This is a genomic window from Maritimimonas sp. 2405UD52-3, assembly GCF_056591715.1.
On the sequence record NZ_JBWQOL010000003.1, the window covers coordinates 296,267 to 319,342 of the forward strand.

Here is a 23,076-nt window from a genome sequence, read left to right on the forward strand (position 1 = left end):
TTTAAGTTATTTTTACTTTCAAATAGTGTATTTGATGAAGAACGTTATTGTCTGTATTTTTATGCTTTTACTGGCATTTTCTTCATTTGCGCAAACCACTTCAAAGAACTTTAGATCAAAGACCATTCTTGTTAAAAAAGATTCAGTATTTATTGATTCGGTAAGTATAAGTCCCTATAATTTTAAAGTACTTGATAGTATTAATAGTCAAATTGATTCAACTAACTATTCCATCTATTTTTCTAAAGCCTTATTGATTATTGATCATAAACAATTTCCTAAAATAACAATTCAATACAATGCTTTACCAGAGTTTTTAACAAGAAAGTATCGTGTTTTTGACGAAGATATTATTGTACCTAAACGGACTACGACTTCGAAATTATATAGCTTGAATCAGTCAAAAAAGAGTAGTTTCTTTAAACCTTTTGATGGATTGACCACGAGTGGTAGTATTTCTAGAGGGTTTACCATTGGCAATAATCAAGATGCCGTATTAAACTCTAATTTAGATTTGCAAATTTCGGGTTATTTATCTGACAAAGTACAATTGCGAGCTTCTATCACAGATACCAATATTCCTTTGCAGGACGGAGGCTATACCCAACGATTGGATGAGTTTGACAGAGTGTTTATTGAGTTATTTAGTGATACCTGGCGAATAAAAGCGGGAGATGTCAACTTAATAAATACAGATGCTACATTTCTAAGATTCAATAAAAAGGTAGCAGGTGTAGCGGTTGACGCTACATTGAATCATAAAAAAGGAAAAACAGAAGCCTTTGCTTCTGGAGCTATTGTTAGGGGGCAATTTGCTCGAAATACGTTAACTGGGCAAGAAGCAAATCAAGGCCCGTATAGAATTGCTGGAAATACCATAGAAAATCCTATTCTAATTATTTCTGGTAGTGAAACCGTCTATGTAAATGGTATTGCATTGCGACGCGGGGAAAACTATGACTATATTATTGACTATAATACAGCTGAGATTACATTTAACCCAACATTTCCGGTAACAGCCAATATGCGAATTATAGTAGAATATCAGTTTTCTGATAGAAATTATACGCGCTTTGTTACCTATGATGGAGCTACCTACAAATCAGATAAATTAAAAGTTGGATTTAAATTCTATAACGAGAATGACGCTAAAAATCAAACGTTACAACAAGATTTAACTGATAGTCAACGTGAAATTTTAGCACTGGCTGGTGATGATAGGTCTCAAATGGTGGTGCCTTCTGAAGTTCCCGCTACGTTCTCAGAAAGCGCAATTCAATATCGGAAAGAACTTCTTGGTGTCGAAGAGATTTTTGTGTTTTCAAATGATGAAAATGATGAACTGTTCAATGTGCGGTTTAGTTTTGTAGGACCAAATCAAGGAAACTATAGAATTCTAAATACGGTGGCAACTGGTAGAATATTTGAATATGTTGTACCCAATAATGGTATCCCGCAAGGAGATTATGAGCCTGTTGTACAATTGATAGCGCCCAATAGGTTACAGATCGCCATACTAGATGCTACGTATCAGCTGAATGAAAAAAGTAATTTTTCAACAGAACTGGCTTATAGTGCTAGTGATGAAAACTTATTTTCTTCTTTAGATGATGCAAATAATGAAGGTTTTGCAGGTAAGGTGACTTGGAAACAAGCTATTATAGATAAAAAATGGAAATTATTTGGAGAAGCAGGTGCGGAATTCATTAACCAAGATTTCAGGACTATTGAACGTTTTAGAAATGTAGAATTTAACCGTGATTGGGATTTGTTAAATCCGATGGGGAATCAGCGCATGCTAAAAGCTTCTTTACTATTAGAAAAGGATAGTATAAACAAAGCATCGTATTGGTTTGAAAATCTAAATTATAGTGAGAATTTTGACGGAACACGCCATAATTTCGCTTCGCAGTTTCAATTGAAAAATACAAACTTTTTTGCACAAGGAAGTTTACTTAAAAATGAAACGGATATTACAGAATCTGAATTTTTACGCTGGTATTCAACTGCTAGGCATAATTTTAAAAAGAAATGGATAGGTACTCGATTCAATACCGAGAATAATAAGCGGGTTGATCTATTAACCAATACAACTTCTAACATCAGCCATAAGTTTATAGAATATGAAGCATTTGCGGGGGTTGGAGATACCACCAAGGTTTTTGTAGAGTTTGGCTACAACCATAGACTAACTGATAGTGTACAGGTAAATATTCTAGAGCGTGTTAATAGTACTAATACGTATTTTATAAGATCGCAGCTAATTCAAAATAAGAATGCTAATCTATCTTTGTATGCTAATTACAGAACAGTAGATCAGGTTTTTAAAGATGATGAAGAAGCTTTAAATGCCAGACTTCGATATAGACAACAACTATTCAACAATGCTATATCATTAAGTACAGTCTATGAAACAAATTCAGGAACCTTACCTGAGCAGGAATTTGCCTATGTAGAAGTAGAACCAGGACAAGGGTTTTATACCTGGATAGATTACAATGAAAACGGTATTCAGGAATTAGATGAATTTGAAATTGCTCAATTCCCTGATCAGGCCATCTATGTGCGGATATTGTTACCAAGTGTAAATTTTATCAAAACACATCAAAATAGATTTAGCCAGTCCTTAACATTAAATCCATCACAATGGCGCTCAAAAAAAGGATTTAAAAAGTTTTTATCTCATTTTATCAATCAATCTTTTGTGTTGATAGATGGCAAAAGAGAACGTATTGGTACTGATTTTAATTTAAATCCGTTTGATTTAGATGATGACTTGTTGGCTTTGAATTTAAGCTTGAAGAATAGTCTGTTTTTTAATAGAGGAAAGCAAAAATACTCTACTACTTATACTTATGTAGACTCCAGAAATAAAACAGCATTTTCCACCGGAACGCAGGAAAACATCTTAAAATCACATCAGCTACAATTTGCACACAAGTTAGGTAAGTTTTGGCTCTTTGATTTTAAAACAAGCATTAGTACTAATGAGAGTATTTCAGAGACATTCTCAAATAGAAACTTTGAGTTAGATAACTTTAATATTGCTCCTAAAATATCATACATCTACAATAAAAATGCGCGCTTAGAGGCCTTTTATGAATTTAAAAATAAAGAAAATAGTATTGGGGCATTAGAAACTTTAGATTCTCATAATATTGGTGTCAATTTCTTATTTGCCAATAAAGATAAATCCTCCATCAATGCCAATGCTACTATTTTTTTTAATGAATTTACCGGAAATCAAAATTCGGCTGTGGCTTTTCAAATGTTAGAAGGTCTTCAGCCTGGGACAAATTATACTTGGACCTTGAATCTTCAGAAAAAGATCACATCGTATTTAGATATTAATGTGAATTATTTGGGTAGAAAGTCACCAACATCTAGGGCAATTCATACTGGAACCATCCAATTGAGGGCTAGTTTTTAAAAAGGAGGGATTTAGAAGCAACTATTTTGCAATTTTTGAGTCTTGCTTATATTCTTAGTTATTTTAAAAAACCAAAAACGAGCCATGAGAAAAAATTTAATACTACTATTTTTTATAAGTTCATTTACTCTTGTTGCACAAGAGCAAGATAAAGTTAAGCTTAAGCGCCATGAGTTCAAAGCCAATGCCTTTAACTTAATTGTATTTAAATCATTAGATTTTTCATACGAATATTTAATAGACTCAGAATCATCAATTGGTGTGTCGGTATTGGCAAACCTTCAAGATGAAGATGATATTAATGATGACGAGATAGACATATACTATAATGAGACCTTTGCTATCACTCCTTATTACAGGCGTTTCTTTTCAAGAAAACATGCATGGGGGTTCTTCTTGGAGACTTTTGCAATGTATAACAGGCAGAAAGATTTTGATGATTATGATTTTGTAGATAATGTTGATATTGATTCGGGCGAAACTTCTGACAATTTTGCTTTAGGTCTAGCCGTAGGAGGGAAGTTTGTTACCAAAAAAGGCTTTGCTTTTGAATTTTTTGGAGGTGTTGGTAGAAATTTATCCACTTCCAATAATGATGTAGGTACTGAATTGGTTCCTCGTTTAGGTGCTTCTTTAGGTTATCGCTTTTAATAACAACCTATTTAAAATAAATGAACCCCAAGCTTAGCTTGGGGTTTTTATTTGACTAAGATATTTTCAACAGAATTAGCTTAACGATCGATAAGCGGAATTAAAATCGCACTATACTTAATGTTTTGCACAATTAAAAAACTAAAGATTTTGTATTTAAATAACTAAAATTAAATGAATTAAAAGATAATTCGTTATGGTTGTTTTCCTTTAAAGGAAAAATTACTATTCGAAAAATAATTTTTTTATGATGTATGGTTTATGTATAGGTCGGTTTTACCTCCTATTAATATTCAATAATTATATTCGAAACAAGAATTGAAACTAACCATTATGCTTATGAAGAATTTTTACTTACTACTCATTATACTAAATGCATATACAGTGTTTTCTCAAAATTTACCAATAGATTTTGAAGGAGATGTTACTACTTCAGATTTTGTTGATTTTGATGGAGGAACAGCTATAGTGACTACTAACCCAATGTCATCAGGTATAAATATGAGTAACTCTGTTGGGCGTATTATAAGGGATGGCGGAGCTATTTTTGCGGGTAGTAAAATTCTATTGACTGACAATCTAGATTTTTCTGTATTAACAAAAATTACGATGAAGGTATATACTACTGCACCTGTGGGAACTATTGTCAAATTCAAATTAGAGGGGGCTGGATCATCAGTTGAAGTTGATGCCATGACTACTGTTTCAGGTGTTTGGGAAACCTTAGAATGGATTTTTGTAGGCACACCTAATAATCTTAATGAAATTGTTTTTATGTTTGATTTTGGTAATGTAGGAGACGGTACTTCTAATTCAACTTTTTACTTCGATGATATCGAGCAATTAGCGGGACCAGTAGCTCCAGTACCTACGTTATTACCAATTGATTTTGAAGCAGGAATTGTTGACACTGATTTTCTTAATTATAACGGCGCAACAGCAAGTATAATTTCAAACCCTTATGTTGATGCTGATAATACTAGTGCTACTGTTTGCCAAATTGTACGTAACGGAGGTGAATTTTGGGCTGGCAGCAAAATTTTTCTTGAAAGCCCTATCGATTTTTCTACCATGTGGCATATATCAATGAAGATCTATACAACCGCACCAATAGGCACAAGAATTAAACTAGAATTAGAAAACGCAAGCGGAGGTAGAACCAATTTAGACTACTTGACTACAGTTTCTGGTGCCTGGGAAACTGCTAGCTGGAATTTTGATGGACAAGCAAGTGATTATGATAGATTACAATTTATGTTTGATTTTGGTAATGTTGGCGATGGCACAACTACGTCTACTTTTTTATTTGATGATGTACAACAATTTGCAGGGCCTGCCATACCAGCACCAGTACCAACCAGTTTACCAATAGACTTTGAAACAAGTGTTGTAACTTCTGATTTTATTAATGAAAGCGGAGGTATAGGCGCTGTCATACCAAATCCTCACATTGATGATAACAATCCTAGTGCTACTGTTGGACAATTTGTTAGAAGTGGTGGCGCGCCGTGGGCCAAAAGTAAACTAGCACTAACGGATTTTATTAATAATATGTCAACTAATGGCTTAATCTCTATGAAAGTATATACGGATGCGCCTGTTGGAACTTTATTGAAATTTAAAGTAGAAAGTAATGTAGCAGGTTTTGCAGACGAGCGAGACGTATTAACCACTGTGTCAGGTGAATGGGAGACCTATACCTGGGATTTTACGAATCAAGATAATCCGATTTATAATGTAATAACACTGATGTTAGGTTACGCAACACCTAACGATGCGTCAGCCAATGCAACGTTTCTGTTTGATGATATAAAACAAGTAGAAAGTACTTTAAGTGATGATGATCAATCCTTAAGCTTAGACGAAGTAATTGTTTATCCTAATCCGGTAAAAGATGTTTTGACGATTAGTTCCAAAAACGAACAAATTAAAACAGTCACTATTTTTGATACTCTTGGCAATCAGGTTGCGATTCTTCCTTCAAACAATCTTAAAATGATGATTGATGTATCTGGTTTTGCCAGTGGTATTTATATTGTTAAAATTTCAACACTTTCAAGATCAGGTAGCCTTAAATTAATAATCGAATAAAATAGCTACATCCTTCAGTGTAGTTAAATGACATTTTATTCTTTAATTTTGAGTGTTAAAATTCCGTTGTTCATTTTGATAAAAATTCGTCAATTCGAGTAATTTTTCTGAATAAGGATGAAGAAAAATTGTATCGAGAATGGAATTTTAGGATAGACAAAGCGTTGCCTGCCGGAAAGGCAGGTTCTCAATACTTTTTCTTTAAAAACTCGAACTGACGGTTTTGGACTTAAGAATTAGTTTAAAATGCACCTCGGTTTATAAAAGTATATCTTCATGAGCTCAAGAGATCTAGTTACTAAATGGTTTACAGTTTGGCAAAACGGTAATTTTCAAGATATTCCTGTTTCTGATAATTTTAAACATACCAGCCCTTTTGGTACTATTGAAGGTAAAAAGACCTATTTAGATTTGGTGGAAGCGAATAAAGAAAAGTTTTTAGGCTATCAATTTATAATTCATGATGAAATTTATGGAACAGAAAATGCCTGTGTACGTTATACAGCCAAACAAAGCGCAGACTTCTCTTTAGATGTAAGTGAATGGTATTATATAAAAGATGAACTCATTGAAGAAATTATTGCCTATTATCATATTGGGGAGATTCGTGAAGATAGGCAACTCAAGTAGTTTAGTTTGCTTCTTAATTTATTTTCATCGAACTTCGCTTGTCAGTCTTTAAATGGAACCTGCGCTGAATTTATTTTAATATTAAAACTCCTCAATATTTAAATGAGAATCTATCCTGACACAAACATTTTTGTTTATTTGGAAAACGAATCTCTAACAATATCGGATTTGGAAGGAATTATTGGCTCTAAAATAGACTCTATTTTCTATTCTGCATCTCATATTCAAGAAACCCTCGAAATCAAAGGAAACAGTGAACAACATCGACGAGACAGAATAAATAAAAGGTTAGAAACTATTGAAAAAATAACTCAGGGAAATTATATAAATGAAAACTTGCAAAATGAAGTTTTCGAATTTAAGGAAAGTCCTTTTGAAGTTATCCAAACAATAACTGATGTTTCATTTGCACAAAATGCGATGAAAGGATTAGCAAATTTGATAAGCGAGGAACAAAAATTTGAGACTCGGAAAATATTAAATTTAGATCCAAAGAGAATGAATAATTATAAACCAGAAGAAGTTGTTGAGCATTTAAATAAAAAATTAACCGAAACTGGACAAAGTTATAAATTCCTTGATCTGATAGAAATTGGAATTTCACATCATCCTGACGGAAAAATTTTTGGAACGAGTAATCGAGTAGCTGCGATTTTTGAGCTTTTAGATATGCTTGGTTATTGGAAAGACAAGTATAATGATAAATCAAATTATGCAAGACTTTGGGATAGTAGCCATTCATTTTATGCTACTCACTTCGACTATTTCATTACAGACGACAAAAGGACACTAAATAAATCAAAAGTAGTTTATAATATCTATGGTGTTAATACAAAAGTAATCTCAACTAACTGATAAAAAATGAACGAGGAGAAGAGAAATTTGATCGAATGAATAAAAAAATAAAAGCAGTGCACTACAACTAGTATAATTTAGGAAAACTCACCAATTGGATAAAATAATAGGATTTATATTGACCATTTTACTTCTGACTTCTTGTAAGAATTCAGGAAAAGAATCTGAACCTGAAAAAGAACTCACTCAAAAGGAATTTAAAAGAGTGGAATATAAAAATTCGCTGAACTTGAAATACCAACTTTTAGATGAAAATAATGAGCAAGTAAATTTTTCGAGATTAAGTGAATTACCTGAATTTCCAGGTGGATTTGACTCATTGACCATTTTTATTCAAAAAAATTTTAGATTTTCACAAGGACACTTTGAAGGAATCGAAGGAAAGATTAAATCTACTTTTGTGGTTGACACATTAGGAAAAGTAGTTGATATTGAAATTATTGAAAGGTTGAGAAAAGACTACGATACAGCTTGTTACAAAGTAATTGCAAAAATACCTAATTGGAAACCAGCGGAATTGAGAAATGGAAAGAAGGTTAAGACCAAATTTCTTTTACCATTCAAATTTGTTTGGGAAGAATAAAAACTAAAGCCAACTCATAAAACTACATCCTCATCAACCAAGAACGCATAGCTACTTCCTGTTTAATGATGTCTTTTAGTTCTTCAATTTTTACACGTTGTTGTTCCATAGTATCTCGGTGGCGAATAGTCACTGAATTATCTTCTAAGGTATCATGATCTACAGTAATACAAAAAGGTGTTCCGGCCGCATCTTGACGACGGTAACGACGTCCTACGGCGTCCTTTTCGTCATAAATCACATTAAAATCCCATTTTAGATCATCAATGATCTTCCTGGCAATTTCAGGTAATCCATCTCTTTTAATCAACGGCAAAACCGCTGCTTTGGTGGGTGCTAATACTGCAGGTAGTTTTAAAACGGTGCGAGTAGTACCATTTTCAAGCTGCTCTTCCTGTAATGAATTTGAGAACACTGCTAAAAACATTCTGTCTAAGCCAATAGAGGTCTCTAATACATAAGGCACATAACTTTTGTTTTCTTCATGATCAAAGTACTGTAACTTTTTACCGGTATATTTTTCGTGTTGACCTAGGTCATAGTCTGTTCTAGAATGAATTCCTTCTAATTCTTTAAACCCAAATGGGAATTTGAACTCAATATCTGTTGCAGCATCGGCATAAAATGCTAGTTTTTCATGGTCATGAAAACGATAATTCTCTGCACCCATACCTAATGATAAATGCCATTTTAATCGTGTTTCTTTCCAGTGATCATACCATTCTTTTTGCGTGCCGGGTTTGATAAAAAATTGCATTTCCATTTGTTCAAACTCGCGCATTCTAAAGATAAACTGGCGTGCTACAATTTCATTTCTAAAAGCCTTACCGGTTTGAGCAATACCGAAAGGTATTTTCATACGCCCTGACTTTTGAACATTCAAAAAGTTTACAAAAATTCCTTGTGCAGTTTCAGGCCGTAAATATAGATCTGTAGCGTTTTCAGCAGAAGCACCCAACTTGGTGCCAAACATTAAGTTGAATTGCTTAACATCTGTCCAGTTTTTACTTCCTGTTAACGGATCAGCAATTTCTAATTCTTCTATTAAAGCTTTTACATCAGCTAGATCTTCATTTTCTAAAGACCTTGCCATCCGCGAAAGCGTAGATTTAATCTTTTCTTGATATCCTAAAACTCTTGGATTTGTATTTAAAAACTGTTCTTTGTCAAAAGCATCGCCAAAACGTTTTGTTGCTTTCGTTACTTCTTTATCAATCTTGGCTTCTATTTTGGCACAATAATCTTCAATCAGAACATCTGCTCTGTAGCGTTTTTTAGAATCTTTGTTATCAATCAATGGATCATTAAAGGCATCGACATGACCAGAAGCCTTCCAAGTGGTAGGGTGCATAAAAATGGCAGCATCAATACCCACAATATTTTCATGCATTTGCACCATGGCTTTCCACCAGTACTCACGGATATTTTTCTTTAGTTCAGCACCGTTCTGTCCATAGTCATACACAGCACTCAGCCCATCATAAATCTCACTACTCTGAAAAATATAACCATACTCTTTGGCATGGGAAATTACCTTCTTAAATTGATCGTCTTTATTTGCCATAGCCGCAAAAATAAATAAACTGGAAAGATTGAGAAATAAAAAAAGGATGCAATTTTGCATCCTTTTTTTCAATATAGTTTAGAGCGATTTCTTAAAGACCTAAGAAAGCGTCTTTTAATTCAACATTGCTAGCGCCTACTAAGATACCGTCAATATAAACTTTAATAGTGTAGATACCTTTATCAAGATCTTGGCTGATATTATCTACAAACATTACAACGTCTTTTGAAGCATTTTCGTAACCAATAACATCTTGATCTGTATAACCAACCTCATTACCATTCTTTAAAGTAATAGTACCTTTTTGGTTGATGATTTTTCCACCAGGAGTAGTAATTGTAATATTAGCTTGTTTATCACCAGGAGTTGCAATTTCGTTTTTGTCAATTTTGAACCCAACTCTAAAAGCATCAGTTTTAGATGATTTATTTGTCTCAGCATACTTACCATTACTTCTTAAACGCATAGCAGTAGCATTTACTGAGCTTACTTTTAAAGCACCACCTATCTCAACCTTTTTAGCTAAATCTAAGTTTTCAGCTAATAAAGTATCATTTACACTAGTTTGCTCAATTAGCTTACCTGTGATACTATCCTTTTCAATTACTAGAAGATTGTTTACTAGCTTTAAAGAGTCAGTTACAAATAACAATCTTTCGTTTGTTTTTTCTAACTCAGCAATCTTACCTCTATAACGTCTGATTACTCTCCAGTTAGAACTCTTTAAGTTTTGAACTGAATCTTTAAAAGCAACTATCTTATCTCTTTCTACTTTTAACTCCTCAGAAAGTGTAGTATTCTGTGCAATAGCATTGTCATACTTTTCTTCCATAGTAGTTAGATTCCCTAAGATCTGCTCTTTTTCTTCTTGTAAGAATTCTTCAGCTTCTTTGTGTTTATTGTGGCTAGTAAAGGTATACACACCAAGAGCTAATAATAAAGCAATAAGAACACCTATTGCAATTTTGTTGTTGTTTGAAGATTGATTTTCTCCCATGGCTTTAAGTTTTTTTATTCTTGAGTTAAAATTTTAATTCCTTAATTTAACGCGAAATTAACTAAATATTGTCACTCAGAATTCTGTTTTTTTAATAGTTAATAACAATTTTATCAAGACAATATACGTCTTCAAGGTGCCAAATGTAGATGTTAATTCTAAAGGAATTCTAAAGTTATTCTAGATTTTTACTATATGTTGAAAGCACTTTTATTGGATACATTTCATTTGTTTTTTCCTAAAGTTTGTGAGGGCTGCGAAGAAGGGTTGAAAGATGGAGAAGAACTTATTTGTTTGAACTGTAGATTTGATATACCGTACACTGATTTTTCTGATCAGAAAAGGAATGCTTTAGAACAATCATTTACAGGAAGAGTAACTTTGGAGTTTGGAACTGCTTTGTTTTTTTATGAAAGTAAGGGACTTTCACAAACATTAATTCATAAGCTTAAGTATTATGATAGACAAAAATTAGGGGTTTTATTTGGTAATTGGATGGTTGAAGAATTAAAACAACATAAGAGAGCTCATCAGTTTGATTGTGTAATACCTGTGCCATTACATAAAGAGAAACTCAAATCAAGAGGATATAATCAGGTAGCCATGTTTGGACAAAAGATAGCTGAAGGATTAGGAATTCAATATAACGATGAAGTGTTGAAAAGAAAATTAGATACAGTCTCGCAAACAGGTAAGGGCAGGCTAGATCGATTTGAAAATTTAAAGGATAAGTTTTATATATCTGACGATAGAATATTTGAAAATAAACATGTTTTATTGGTTGATGATGTAATTACCACTGGCGCAACCATTGAAGCATGTATACTTCAGTTAAATAAAATCAAGAATAGTAAAGTAAGCGTAGTTACAATTGCTTTTACAGCCTAAAAAATAGTTGTTTATTTGCAGCAAATAATTTTGGATGATTTATAGAGTACTCTTAATAGTAGTTCTACTCATATTTGCTACCTCTAACTGTGCTAAAAGAGGAAGACCTACTGGAGGTCCTAAAGATTCAATACCTCCTGTGATGGAAGCGGCAAAACCCCCTCAACAAACTACAAATTTTGATGCTAAAGAAATACGAATTTACTTTGATGAATTTGTGAAACTCAATGAACTAAATAAACAATTGGTTGTTTCTCCACCTTTAAAGTATAATCCCATTATTACACCATTAGGTACGCCTAGTAAATTTATTAAGATCAAAATTATAGATACATTGAAAGAAAATACTACGTATACGTTCAATTTTGGACAAAGCATAGTTGACAATACTGAAGGTAATATATTAAGTAATTTCAAATATGTATTTTCTACTGGTGATGTTATAGATTCGCTCAAGATTTCTGGTATAGTAAAAGATGCCTTTAATGAAGAAGCCGATAAAAATATTGCAGTAATGCTCTATGAAATCAATGAGCAGTATACAGATTCTGTTATTTTTAAGGAGAAACCATACTATGTGGCTAATTCTTTAGATACGACCGTTTGGGAAATGACCAATTTAAAAGCTGGTAAGTATTTGTTAATAGCTTCAAATGATGTGAGTAGAGATTATATTTATTCACCCAAGGAGGATAAAATAGGGTTTGTAAGTCAGCAGATTGAAATTCCTACAGAAGAAAACTTTGAAATTACCTTGTTCAAAGAAATATTACCCTACCAACTATTAAGACCAGAACAGCCATCAAAGAATCATATTATTTTTCCGTATCAAGGAATTGCAGATAGTCTAAAAGTAAAACCATTTCAACCAATAGATTCGTTACAAAGCTTGTCAATTTTTGAACAAGGAAAGGATAGTTTAAATTACTGGTTTAAAGGAATTAAACAAGATTCTATTCAATTTTTAGTTTCAAATCAAAAAATTTTAGATACTGTAACTGTAAGATTACGTTCAAAAGATCAAGACTCTTTAAATATTTCTAGTACTATCCGTGGTATTTTAAAATTAAGAGATACCTTAAAACTAACTTCAATAACCCCTATTGCTACTCTTGATACTTCAAAAATTAAGATAATTGATAAAGATACATTGCCTGTGAGCTATACTAGTAAGTTATCTGATCAATTAGATAAGGTGACCATTGATTTTAAGAAAAAATATAACGATAGCTACAGGCTTCAAATATTACCAAACGCGATTACTGATTTTTTCGGAAATGTAAATGATACCATTACTGTTGGTTTTTCTACAAAGCAACCCTCAGATTATGGAAATGCTTTTTTAACACTTCAAAATATAAGATCATATCCTATTATAGTTGATTTGATAGATGAGAATGCCAATCTGATTGAAAGAGTGTATGCTGAACAAGCTCAGGAATTTGAATTTAGAAACCTTGAACCTGCTAAATATAAAATACGGGTTATTTATGACGAGAATAGAAATGGCGAGTGGGATACTGGTAGTTTTTTGAATAAGTTACAGCCCGAAACAGTAGTTTATTTTTCAGAAGAGGTTGAAATACGTGCCAATTGGGATGTTACCGAAACGCTTATTCTAAAATAGCAGTTTACAATTATTTCCTCCTGATAGCTATCGGGATTAAAAATTTACAAATACTTGTAAATAACATAAGCTAATTAAACTATAAATTATAGCTATCCATTTACTTTAAAATTTGAAGTATAAATCCTACCTTTGTAATTTAGAATCAATATAAACAGTGAAGTTTAATAAACAAGATATATATAAGGCTTTAGAGACTGTTACTGCTGCTGGTGAAGGTAAGAGTTTAGTAGAGAGTGGAGCCATTCAAAATGTGGTAACATTTGGTATGGAGGTGATTGTAGATGTGGTCATTTCCAATCCATCTTTGCAGGCAAAAAAGAAGGTAGAAGTTGAAATAATGAAAGCTATCCATCAACTGGTATACCAAAAAGCAGATGTAAAAGTGAATGTAAAGGTAAATGCCCCTAAGAAACCGGAACTCCCTTTAATTAAAGGAAAAAAAATAGAAGGTATTCAGAATATTATAGCTGTTGCCTCAGGTAAGGGTGGTGTAGGTAAGTCTACTATTACGGCAAACTTAGCTATTACATTGTCTAAGATGGGCTTTAAAGTAGGTGTATTAGATGCTGATGTATACGGTCCGTCAATGCCTATTATGTTTGATGTAGAAGGAGAAAGACCACTATCGGTAAATGTTGATGGTCGTTCAAAAATGAAACCAATTGAAAGCTATGGCGTAAAGTTATTATCCTTAGGTTTTTTTACACAACCAAATCAAGCGGTGATATGGAGAGGGCCTATGGCCTCAAAAGCGCTTAACCAGATGATCTTTGACGCAGATTGGGGAGAGCTTGATTTTATGTTGATTGATCTCCCTCCAGGAACAGGTGATATTCATTTGTCTATTGTACAATCGTTACCAATTACCGGTGCATTGATTGTAAGTACGCCTCAAAATATAGCATTGGCAGATGCAAAAAAGGGGATTGCTATGTTTGAACAAAAGAGTATTCAGGTTCCTGTATTGGGTCTCATAGAAAATATGAGCTATTTTACACCTGCTGAGTTACCTGAGAATAAATATTATATCTTTGGTAAAGATGGCGCTAAGAATTTAGCTAGTGACACGAGTACTACATTTTTAGGGGAAATTCCGCTAGTACAAGGTATCCGAGAAGGGGGAGATGTGGGACATCCGGTAGCTTTACAAACTGATACGCCACTTGAAGATGCGTTTATTGATATTACAAAAAATATGGTGACTCAGTTGGTAAAACGGAATAAAGAATTACCTCCTACTGAAGTCGTAAAAATAACAACAATGGCAGGCTGTAGTGCCATAAAAAATTGAGAGATGGGTAGAAAAGAGTTAAAAGAAAATATAGAGAAAGCCTTAACTGAAATCAGGCCTTTTCTGCAAGCTGATGGAGGTAACATCTCTTTAGTGTCTGTAGATGATGATATTGTAAAAGTGCAATTAGAAGGTGCTTGTATATCTTGTTCTGTCAATCAGATGACTTTAAAGAATGGAGTAGAAGCAACTATCAAGAAGTATGCACCACAAATTCAAGAAGTAATTAGTGTAGAGTAAACTGATTTTTATCATTATTAGAGACGATCAGTTAAAATATTTTTGCGAAAGTATTTTACTAGATGATTAAAACCGACATATTAATTATTGGAGCGGGCCCTACTGGGCTCTTTACTGTTTTTGAGGCAGGCCTATTGAAGTTGCGGTGCCATTTAATAGACGCTTTACCTCAGCCAGGTGGACAGTGCTCAGAGATCTACCCTAAAAAACCTATTTATGATATTCCGGCCTATCCTGAGATTTTGGCAGGAGAATTAACTGACAAATTATTAGAACAGTCTAAACAATTTGAACCTGGGTTTACACTTGGAGAACGTGCTGATACCATTGACAAACAAGAGGACGGTACATTTATAGTAACTACCAACAAAGGAACAAAACATCAAGCGCCTGTTGTGGCTATTGCTGGAGGTTTAGGAAGTTTTGAACCCCGTAAACCACCTATTACCAATATTTCCAATTATGAGGATAAGGGTGTGGAATATATGATTCGGGAGCCTGAGATTTACAGAGGTAAAGATGTTGTAATAGCTGGTGGCGGTGATTCTGCCTTAGACTGGTCTATTTTCTTAACTGATATTGCAAAATCAGTCACTTTAGTGCATCGTAGAAATGAGTTTAGAGGTGCTCTGGATAGTGTAGACAAAGTTCAGGAATTAAAAAATGAAGGCAAGATCAATTTAATTACTCCTGCAGAGGTTAAAGGTATCTTAGGAGATAATCATGTTATGGGAGTTGAAATTCACAAAGTAGGTGAGGATCCTTTTGTCTTAAATACTGATCATTTCATTCCGCTGTTTGGCTTATCGCCAAAATTGGGCCCTATTGCTGATTGGGGGCTGGAAATTGAAAAAAATGCCATTAAAGTGAACAACGCTTTGGATTACCAAACAAATATTGAAGGCATTTATGCCATTGGTGATGTGAATACCTATCCTGGGAAGTTAAAATTAATCCTTTGCGGATTTCATGAAGCTACGTTGATGTGTCAGAGTGCCTATAAACGTATACATCCTGATAAGAAGTATGTAATGAAATATACAACGGTTGGAGGTGTAGAAGGGTTTGATGGTACCAAAAAAGAAGCTCCAAAAGCAGTTGTCAAAAAAATAGAATAAACTTAATGTCATCCTGAAGATGTCACCCTGAGCGCAGTCGAAGGGTTGTTTTCAGGATCTCATCAACTTTAAAGATGACCTTCCTAGAATACATACAACAACTCTCTCAAGATAAACTCATTTATTTTGCGGTTCCTGTATTCTTAATATCTATGGTGATAGAGTATTTTATTGCTAAAGAAAAGTATTATGTTAAAGATACTGGGGTCTCGTTATTAATGATGGTTTTTTCTGGAATTGTAGAATTTATTCCTAAAGTATTGGCATTTATTGCTTTTTTCTATTTGCATGAAATTAGCCCTCTAAAAGGTATAGTACAGCGTCAATGGTGGGCATGGATATTACTCATCTTTGCAGACGATTTTGCCTACTACTGGTTTCACAGAATGAATCATGAAGTACGATTATTCTGGGCAGGTCATGTATCACATCATTCATCTGTTTATTTAAATTTAGGAACCGCATTGCGGCAAGGAGTAGGAGAGCGTATCCATAAATTTTTATTTTGGATATGGATTCCATTACTAGGGTTTGACCCTCTCATGATGTTTACCATGATGGGTATTAGTTTGATTTATCAGTTCTGGATTCATACAGAATTGGTTGATAAACTACCTAAACCTATTGAGTTCATTTTTAATACGCCTTCTCATCATCGCGTACATCATGCTTCCAATATCCGTTATTTAGATTGTAACCATGCAGGTATTTTTATTATTTGGGATCGTATTTTTGGCACATTTTCTGAAGAGGTCAAAGAAATTGAGCATCCTAAATACGGATTAACAACAAATATAGGCACCTATCACCCGGTTAAAGTGGCTACACATGAATACGCTTCAATACTAAAGGATATTAAAAGAGCGAACAAATTATCTGATAAATTAAAATATATCTTTTACGCACCTGGTTGGAGTCATGATGGAGAAGATAAACGTGCTAAGGTTTTACGAAAAAAATTGAAAGAACAAGAAAATGTCTGATATTACAATTACAATAACTGATAGAGAAGGTATAATTCATGAAATTCAAGCACCTACAGATATGGCAATGAATCTTATGGAAGTAGTTCGTTCCTATGAATTGGCTCCAGAAGGTACTATAGGTGTTTGTGGTGGTATGGCTATGTGTGCATCCTGCCAATGCTATGTAAAATCAGATCATCAGCTACCTGAAATGTCACCAGATGAAGACTTAATGCTTGCTGAAGCCTTCTATGTGGAAGACAACAGCCGCCTGGGATGCCAAATCCCTATGACACCTGAACTTGATGGTTTAGAGGTAGAATTAGCTCCTGAATCCTAAAAAATATTATGTATCTTTGGGTAGTTACTAGTAAGGAAAGATGCATTCAAACTTCGAAGACTTATTGTTACTTCTTAAATTCTTGATCAAGAGGAATCCTGAGTGAGGGTTACCTTCTATTTGATCAACGAATTATGTATTGTTTTAACATTAAAAAGTAACGTATGCCTAGATATCATAAATTAGGTAATATACCTCCTAAAAGACATACCATATTTAAAAGCCCTGAAGGCAATCACTATTATGAAGAATTGTTCGGTACCATAGGTTTTGATGGCATGTCATCATTATTATATCATACTCATAGACCTACACAGGTTAAGGAGGTTTTAAAATCATATAGTGTAGCACCTAAGATTGCAGTTGAAAAAAACATGAAAGCTTTGAGCTTGAATGGATTTCAAATACCAGCAATTAATGATTTTTTAGAAAGTAGAAAGGCAATTCTGGTAAACAATGATTGCCAAGTTATTTTAGCTGCTCCTAAGAAATCTCTAAGAGATTATTTTTATAAAAATACTGATTCTGATGAGGTTATTTTTATCCATAAAGGAACTGGTAAACTAAGAACATTCCTAGGAAATATCGATTTTAAGTATGGAGATTATTTGGTCATTCCTCGCGGAATGATCTATCAAATAGATTTTGACTCAGAAGACAATAGACTTTTCATAGTAGAGTCAAAACATCCTATTTACACACCCAAACGCTATCGCAACTGGTTTGGTCAACATTTAGAACATGCCCCTTTCTGTGAGCGTGATATGCACCCACCTAATGCGTTGGAAACATATACTGACAAAGGTGATTTTGTTCTAAAAGTGAAAAAAGAGGATATGATTCATGAATATGTGTATGCCTGTCATCCGTTTAGTGTAGTTGGCTGGGATGGGTATAACTATCCTTACAAATTTTCTATTCATGATTTTGAACCTATTACAGGGCGAGTACATCAACCGCCACCTGTGCATCAGACATTCGAAACAAGTGCCTTTGTAATTTGTTCTTTTGTGCCAAGATTGTATGATTATCATCCTAAAGCAATTCCGGCACCTTATAATCATAGTAATATAGATTCTGATGAAGTATTGTATTATGTTGATGGAGACTTTATGAGTAGAAATAATATTGATATTGGTCAAATTACTTTACACCCGGCTGGTATTCCTCATGGCCCACATCCTGGAGCTATGGAACGCAGCATTGGTCAAACTGAGACCGAAGAATTGGCAGTGATGGTAGATACTTTTAAACCTTTAATGGTTACTGAGGAAGCATTAAAGATTGATACTGGAGATTATCATACTTCGTGGTTAGATGAAAATCATTAAAAAAATAATAAAAATTGTCATTCCTGCGTACGCAGGAATCCATAAAAAATAATGTCATTCTGAACAAAGTGAAGAATCTAAATAAGAGATGTTTCGACTGCGCTCAACATGACATTCAAAATATAAAAACATGGCAGGAATAAAAAATTTAACAGATTTACAAAATACAGAATACGGATTAAAGAAAATATTTGATGAAGCCGAAGATTTTCTTCCGTTAAACGGAACTGATTATGTAGAATTATATGTTGGTAATGCAAAACAATCAGCACACTTCTACAAAACTGCATTCGGATTTCAATCTGAAGCCTATGCAGGTTTAGAAACGGGTCTAAAAGATCGTGTTTCATACGTGCTAAAACAAGATAAAATTCGATTGGTTTTAACTACACCACTAGAAAAAGGAGGCGAGATCAATCGGCATATTGAAGAGCACGGTGATGGCGTAAAAGTAGTTGCGCTTTGGGTTGATGATGCAACAAAAGCATTTGAAGAAACTACAAAAAGAGGAGCCAGGCCTTTTATAAAACCTACAATAGAAGAGGATGAGCATGGGTATGTAATAAGGTCAGGTATTTATACGTATGGTGAAACAGTGCATATTTTTGTAGAACGAAAAAACTATAACGGAATCTTTTTGCCGGGCTATCAAAAATGGGAATCACATTACAATCCTGAGCCAGTAGGTTTGAAATTCATAGATCATATGGTAGGCAATGTAGGTTGGGGTAAAATGAAAGAATGGTGTGAATTTTATGCAAAAGTGATGGGTTTTGCACAAATAATCTCTTTTACTGATGATGATATTTCTACAGACTATACCGCGCTTATGAGTAAAGTGATGAGTAATGGTAATGGTAGAATTAAATTCCCAATTAATGAACCGGCTGAAGGGAAGAAGAAATCACAAATAGAAGAATACCTAGAGTTCTACAATGGAGCAGGGGTACAGCATATTGCTGTAGCAACGAATGATATTGTTGCTACGGTTTCAGCAATGCGCGATAGAGGTGTAGAATTCTTATATGTGCCTGAAACTTATTATGACGATCTATTAGAGCGTGTTGGTAAGATTGATGAAGATGTAGAAGTGTTAAAAAAACATGGAATACTAATCGATAGAGATGAAGAAGGGTATCTATTACAATTATTCACAAAACCGGTTGTTGATAGACCAACGATGTTCTTTGAAATTATTCAACGCAAAGGAGCACAATCTTTCGGCGTAGGTAATTTCAAAGCTTTGTTTGAAGCCATAGAACGAGAACAAGCGAATAGAGGTACGTTGTAATACCATGCAATATCTAATAGATAAGCCTCAATAATTGGGGCTTTTTTATTCTTGCAATAAATTCTTAATAAATAAAAACTTACTGGAAGTAAACATTAAGCAGAATGAGATTAACAATATTATTACTAATCTTCATAATTATGTCTTGTAAAAATGATAAAGTAGTTAAAAAAGAAAGGCAATCTAAAGTTGTACCAATTACAACATCAAATGAGAAAGCAAAAAAATATTTTGAAAGAGCTCGGTTTTTAGTTCAAAATGGAATAAATGGAAATCCAGTTGAAGAATATGAAAATGCCATTGAACTAGATAGTAGTTTTGTAAGAATGTACAATTATATTTCAATTTATGCACCTAATGATTCTATAAAAAGATTTAATCATGAACTCGCAAAGAAGTATAAACATTTAGTTTCTAAGGAAGAGCAAATGTTAGTTGAAGCAACGGGATTTCGGTTGAATAATCCAGATGATAGATACGAGGAAAGACTATTCAAATTAGCAAAACTGTGTCCAGAAGACAAATTTCTATACCATACGATTAGTTTTTTATTGTTTCGTAAGAATCCAGGTCTAGCTATCAAAGCTGGTAAAAAATCTATAGAATTAGATAAAAACTATGGTTCAGGATATAATATTCTTGGATATGCTTATATAAATAATGGTGAACTAGATAAAGCTGAAGAGGCTTTTAATAACTTTATAAGATGTGAGCCAGAAAATGGTAATCCATATGATTCCAAAGCTGATTTAATGTTACAGCTTGGTAAATATAAAGAAGCACTGATGTTAAAACAAAAAGCTTATGAATTGGACAAAACTTTTGATTGGATTCCTCAAGAGATTAATGAGATTAAAGCTAAGATAGATTCATTAACTAGTAAATAAATTATTCACTTAATAACTTAAATAAAAAACTATAATAATATTTTATCTATCAACTTTTGTTTCGCTTTTTCATCCTCACCAAACAACCATTGCAAAACATTGTCTTCCCACATTTCGTCGCGCTCTTTTTCAGAAATAATACTTCTGTCAATCGCTAAATCTAGAATCTTACCAGGATATGATGACTGTCGGTCACTTTCCATTTCGCCTAAGGGGTATGGATCATCCAAACCAATTAATACTTGTTTAGAGCCTTGATTTTTCACCAACAAGTCAAGAGAACCCGTATCATGGACTAGAGTATCAAAGAAAATATTTTTATGACCTACAGCTTTTCTGGGGTGACTTTTTCCTTCAAAAAGATCTGGCCTTCCATCAAAGCCCTGTATACGTCTTCCTAAGTTAATCTGAGCCAATTGGCCTCCATGGGCAAAGCAAATACGCATGTTTGGATATTTTTCATAATACCCGTTTAAAGTTAAGAAGTGATATGCATCAGCACATTGTGCAAGCATCCATATTAAATGGAAACGCCATGAGGTGTTTTCAAGCTTAATAAATTTTTCACCGTCATATGGGTGTATTTCTACGGCAAGATTATATTTGTTTGCCAATTCAAAAATGGGTTCGTTCTCCTCATCAAAGATGCAACGCCAGGTGCCAATAGTATCCATGTAGTGCGTTGGTAAGCATAATAAGCGCATCCCCAGAACTTCTACACAACGCTCTATTTCCCAACAGGCACCACGAACAAAACCAGGGTGTACCACAAATCCGCAAGTAAATTTGCTTGGATTTTCATGTTGAATACGCGCATTAAAGTCATTTTGAAAACGTAAGGCTTGCTTCATTTCTTCCAATCGAAGTCCATTTCCGTAGAGCTGTGAGAGATTTAGAACGACCGCATGATCAATTTTAAAATGATCCATCCATTCCAACTTTTCGTCTAAAAAGAAGCTTGAATCCGTTACAGGGCGACTCCAGTCTTTTTGAAGCATATATTTCCGATCCTTATCCACCCAAAAAATACCTTTATCTTTCATGTATGGTGGTATTTCTTCAGGATAAGGAAGTAAATGCGAATGACCGTTGATTCTTAGTTTACGTTTATTCATATATGATTGTCATCCTGAACTTGATTTAGGATCTTATTTTTATTTCTGGATTTCGCATCAATCCCGATAATTATCGGGACGGAATGATAATTATTTTTTCTTTAAGCAAATCATAGTTGCTTGCATCGTTGCAAAAACAATATTTTCTTCACCATCGGTTACTTTTGCTTCACAAAAAGTTAATGTTTTACCATTTTTAACAACGTTGCCAATGGCGATAATTTTTTCAGTTTTTGCAGCGCGAATAAAATTAGTTTTAAATTCTACACTTAATACATCTGATCCTTCAGGCATCATTGAATGTGCCGCATAACCACAGGCCACATCTGCCAGACTTGTCAATACACCAGCATGAAAATAACCATGTTGCTGTGCTAGTTTTTCATCAAAATTACATTCAATCTTTACCAATCCTTTTTCAATGGACACCAATTTAGCACCCAACGTCTGCATAAAACCTTGCTTGTAAAAACTCTTCTTTGAAGCTTCAATCATGCTCCAGTTGTACTTTTTTAGGAGGTTCCATCACAGCATTACAATTCGGACAAGATCGTTTTTCAAGATCTCCATAGTATTTATCAAAGATCTTTGGCATGTCAGTTTCAATATTGTCTAAAGTGAAATCTTCCTCGTATAATTTGGTAGTACAGTTTTCGCAAAACCAAAGCAAGGCATCTTGAACTCCCTTTTCTCTTGGATATTCAATAACTAAACCTACTGTATTTGCGGCACGTTGTGGGGAATGAGGCACCTTAGGGGGTAACAGAAATATTTCGCCTTCTCTGATATGAATGTCTTTGGGCGTACCCTTATCAATGACCTTTAAAACAATATCGCCTTCTACTTGATAGAAAAACTCAGGCGTTTCATTGTAGTGATAATCCTTTCTACTATTTGGCCCACCTACTACCATGACAATAAAATCACCATCTTTCCACACCACCTTATTTCCCACAGGCGGCTTCAGTAAATGCCTATTTTCTTCAATCCACTCTTTAAAATTTATAGGAGATACTAAATTGCTCATAATTTTATTTTTTATGTCATTGCGATCCGCCTTTGGCGGAGAAGCAATCTGTCTAATATCATGAGATTACCACGTCGTTAGCACTCCTCGTAATGACAGCTTAATTTATGTTATAAAGTTAATGATTACTTTTTTAATTTATATGATGCCGA

At 33.8% G+C, this 23,076-nt stretch carries 21 protein-coding genes; 16 read left to right on the forward strand and 5 right to left on the reverse strand.

What is annotated here, in order from left to right:
- The first annotated feature begins 34 nt into the window (after positions 1–34).
- The 6 genes from AC1EU5_RS09305 to AC1EU5_RS09330 all read left to right on the forward strand — a co-directional run bounded on the left by AC1EU5_RS09305 (position 35) and on the right by AC1EU5_RS09330 (position 8,240).
- Complete coding sequence (locus tag AC1EU5_RS09305; protein ID WP_480192107.1) at positions 35–3,430, forward strand: hypothetical protein; 3,396 nt, start codon at positions 35–37, stop codon at positions 3,428–3,430.
- A gap of 84 nt (positions 3,431–3,514) precedes the next feature.
- Positions 3,515–4,081, forward strand: a complete 567-nt coding sequence (locus AC1EU5_RS09310) for a DUF3575 domain-containing protein (RefSeq protein WP_480192108.1) — start codon at positions 3,515–3,517, stop codon at positions 4,079–4,081.
- Positions 4,082–4,420: 339 nt separating this feature from the next.
- Positions 4,421–6,172, forward strand: a complete 1,752-nt coding sequence (locus AC1EU5_RS09315; RefSeq protein WP_480192109.1) for a T9SS type A sorting domain-containing protein — start codon at positions 4,421–4,423, stop codon at positions 6,170–6,172.
- Positions 6,173–6,448: 276 nt separating this feature from the next.
- Positions 6,449–6,802 (forward strand): nuclear transport factor 2 family protein, encoded by a 354-nt coding sequence (locus tag AC1EU5_RS09320; RefSeq protein WP_480192110.1) that lies wholly within the window; start codon positions 6,449–6,451, stop codon positions 6,800–6,802.
- Positions 6,803–6,970: 168 nt separating this feature from the next.
- Positions 6,971–7,657 (forward strand): basic helix-loop-helix domain-containing protein, encoded by a 687-nt coding sequence (locus AC1EU5_RS09325; protein WP_480192111.1) that lies wholly within the window; start codon positions 6,971–6,973, stop codon positions 7,655–7,657.
- 94 nt (positions 7,658–7,751) lie between these two features.
- On the forward strand, positions 7,752–8,240 hold the full coding sequence (locus AC1EU5_RS09330) for an energy transducer TonB (RefSeq protein ID WP_480192112.1): 489 nt from the start codon (positions 7,752–7,754) through the stop codon (positions 8,238–8,240).
- Positions 8,241–8,262: 22 nt separating this feature from the next.
- Here the strand turns inward: AC1EU5_RS09330 and AC1EU5_RS09335 are convergent, their stop codons facing one another.
- Positions 8,263–9,804: a glycine--tRNA ligase gene (locus AC1EU5_RS09335; RefSeq protein WP_480192113.1), complete on the reverse strand. Its 1,542-nt coding sequence runs from the start codon at positions 9,802–9,804 to the stop codon at positions 8,263–8,265.
- A 91-nt stretch (positions 9,805–9,895) separates the two neighbouring features.
- Entirely contained in the window at positions 9,896–10,801 is a 906-nt protein-coding gene (locus AC1EU5_RS09340; RefSeq protein ID WP_480192114.1) for a hypothetical protein, read from the reverse strand.
- A 195-nt stretch (positions 10,802–10,996) separates the two neighbouring features.
- Between AC1EU5_RS09340 and AC1EU5_RS09345 the strand changes: the two genes are divergently transcribed.
- The 10 genes from AC1EU5_RS09345 (at position 10,997) to AC1EU5_RS09390 (ending at position 20,782) form a co-directional block, all read left to right on the forward strand.
- Entirely contained in the window at positions 10,997–11,689 is a 693-nt protein-coding gene (locus tag AC1EU5_RS09345) for a ComF family protein (RefSeq protein WP_480192115.1), read from the forward strand.
- Between the two features lie 34 nt (positions 11,690–11,723).
- On the forward strand, positions 11,724–13,316 hold the full coding sequence (locus tag AC1EU5_RS09350) for an Ig-like domain-containing protein (protein ID WP_480192116.1): 1,593 nt from the start codon (positions 11,724–11,726) through the stop codon (positions 13,314–13,316).
- Positions 13,317–13,473: 157 nt separating this feature from the next.
- On the forward strand, positions 13,474–14,610 hold the full coding sequence (locus AC1EU5_RS09355; RefSeq protein WP_480192117.1) for an Mrp/NBP35 family ATP-binding protein: 1,137 nt from the start codon (positions 13,474–13,476) through the stop codon (positions 14,608–14,610).
- A gap of 3 nt (positions 14,611–14,613) precedes the next feature.
- Complete coding sequence (locus AC1EU5_RS09360; RefSeq protein ID WP_480192118.1) at positions 14,614–14,850, forward strand: NifU family protein; 237 nt, start codon at positions 14,614–14,616, stop codon at positions 14,848–14,850.
- Positions 14,851–14,912: 62 nt separating this feature from the next.
- On the forward strand, positions 14,913–15,968 hold the full coding sequence (locus AC1EU5_RS09365; protein WP_480192119.1) for an NAD(P)/FAD-dependent oxidoreductase: 1,056 nt from the start codon (positions 14,913–14,915) through the stop codon (positions 15,966–15,968).
- Between the two features lie 74 nt (positions 15,969–16,042).
- A complete protein-coding gene (locus AC1EU5_RS09370) occupies positions 16,043–16,951 on the forward strand; it encodes a sterol desaturase family protein (RefSeq protein ID WP_480192120.1) in 909 nt (302 codons plus the stop codon).
- Positions 16,944–17,273 (forward strand): 2Fe-2S iron-sulfur cluster-binding family protein, encoded by a 330-nt coding sequence (locus AC1EU5_RS09375; RefSeq protein WP_480192121.1) that lies wholly within the window; start codon positions 16,944–16,946, stop codon positions 17,271–17,273. Before AC1EU5_RS09370 ends, AC1EU5_RS09375 begins: the two co-directional genes overlap by 8 nt.
- Before the next feature lie 164 nt (positions 17,274–17,437).
- Positions 17,438–18,604, forward strand: a complete 1,167-nt coding sequence (locus tag AC1EU5_RS09380; RefSeq protein ID WP_480192122.1) for a homogentisate 1,2-dioxygenase — start codon at positions 17,438–17,440, stop codon at positions 18,602–18,604.
- A 130-nt stretch (positions 18,605–18,734) separates the two neighbouring features.
- Positions 18,735–19,895, forward strand: a complete 1,161-nt coding sequence (gene hppD, locus AC1EU5_RS09385) for a 4-hydroxyphenylpyruvate dioxygenase (protein ID WP_480192123.1) — start codon at positions 18,735–18,737, stop codon at positions 19,893–19,895.
- 104 nt (positions 19,896–19,999) lie between these two features.
- Positions 20,000–20,782, forward strand: coding sequence for a tetratricopeptide repeat protein (locus AC1EU5_RS09390; RefSeq protein WP_480192124.1), 783 nt, complete (start codon positions 20,000–20,002; stop codon positions 20,780–20,782).
- A 29-nt stretch (positions 20,783–20,811) separates the two neighbouring features.
- Here the strand turns inward: AC1EU5_RS09390 and AC1EU5_RS09395 are convergent, their stop codons facing one another.
- From AC1EU5_RS09395 to AC1EU5_RS09405, 3 genes are all read right to left on the reverse strand, one after another.
- Positions 20,812–21,897: an amidohydrolase family protein gene (locus AC1EU5_RS09395; RefSeq protein WP_480192125.1), complete on the reverse strand. Its 1,086-nt coding sequence runs from the start codon at positions 21,895–21,897 to the stop codon at positions 20,812–20,814.
- A 90-nt stretch (positions 21,898–21,987) separates the two neighbouring features.
- Positions 21,988–22,392 carry a PaaI family thioesterase gene (locus tag AC1EU5_RS09400; RefSeq protein WP_480192126.1) on the reverse strand — a complete coding sequence of 135 codons (405 nt, stop codon included), beginning with the start codon at positions 22,390–22,392 and terminating at the stop codon, positions 21,988–21,990.
- Entirely contained in the window at positions 22,385–22,924 is a 540-nt protein-coding gene (locus AC1EU5_RS09405; protein WP_480192127.1) for a 3-hydroxyanthranilate 3,4-dioxygenase, read from the reverse strand. The genes AC1EU5_RS09400 and AC1EU5_RS09405 overlap by 8 nt, the downstream gene beginning before the upstream one ends.
- Positions 22,925–23,076 lie beyond the last annotated feature (152 nt).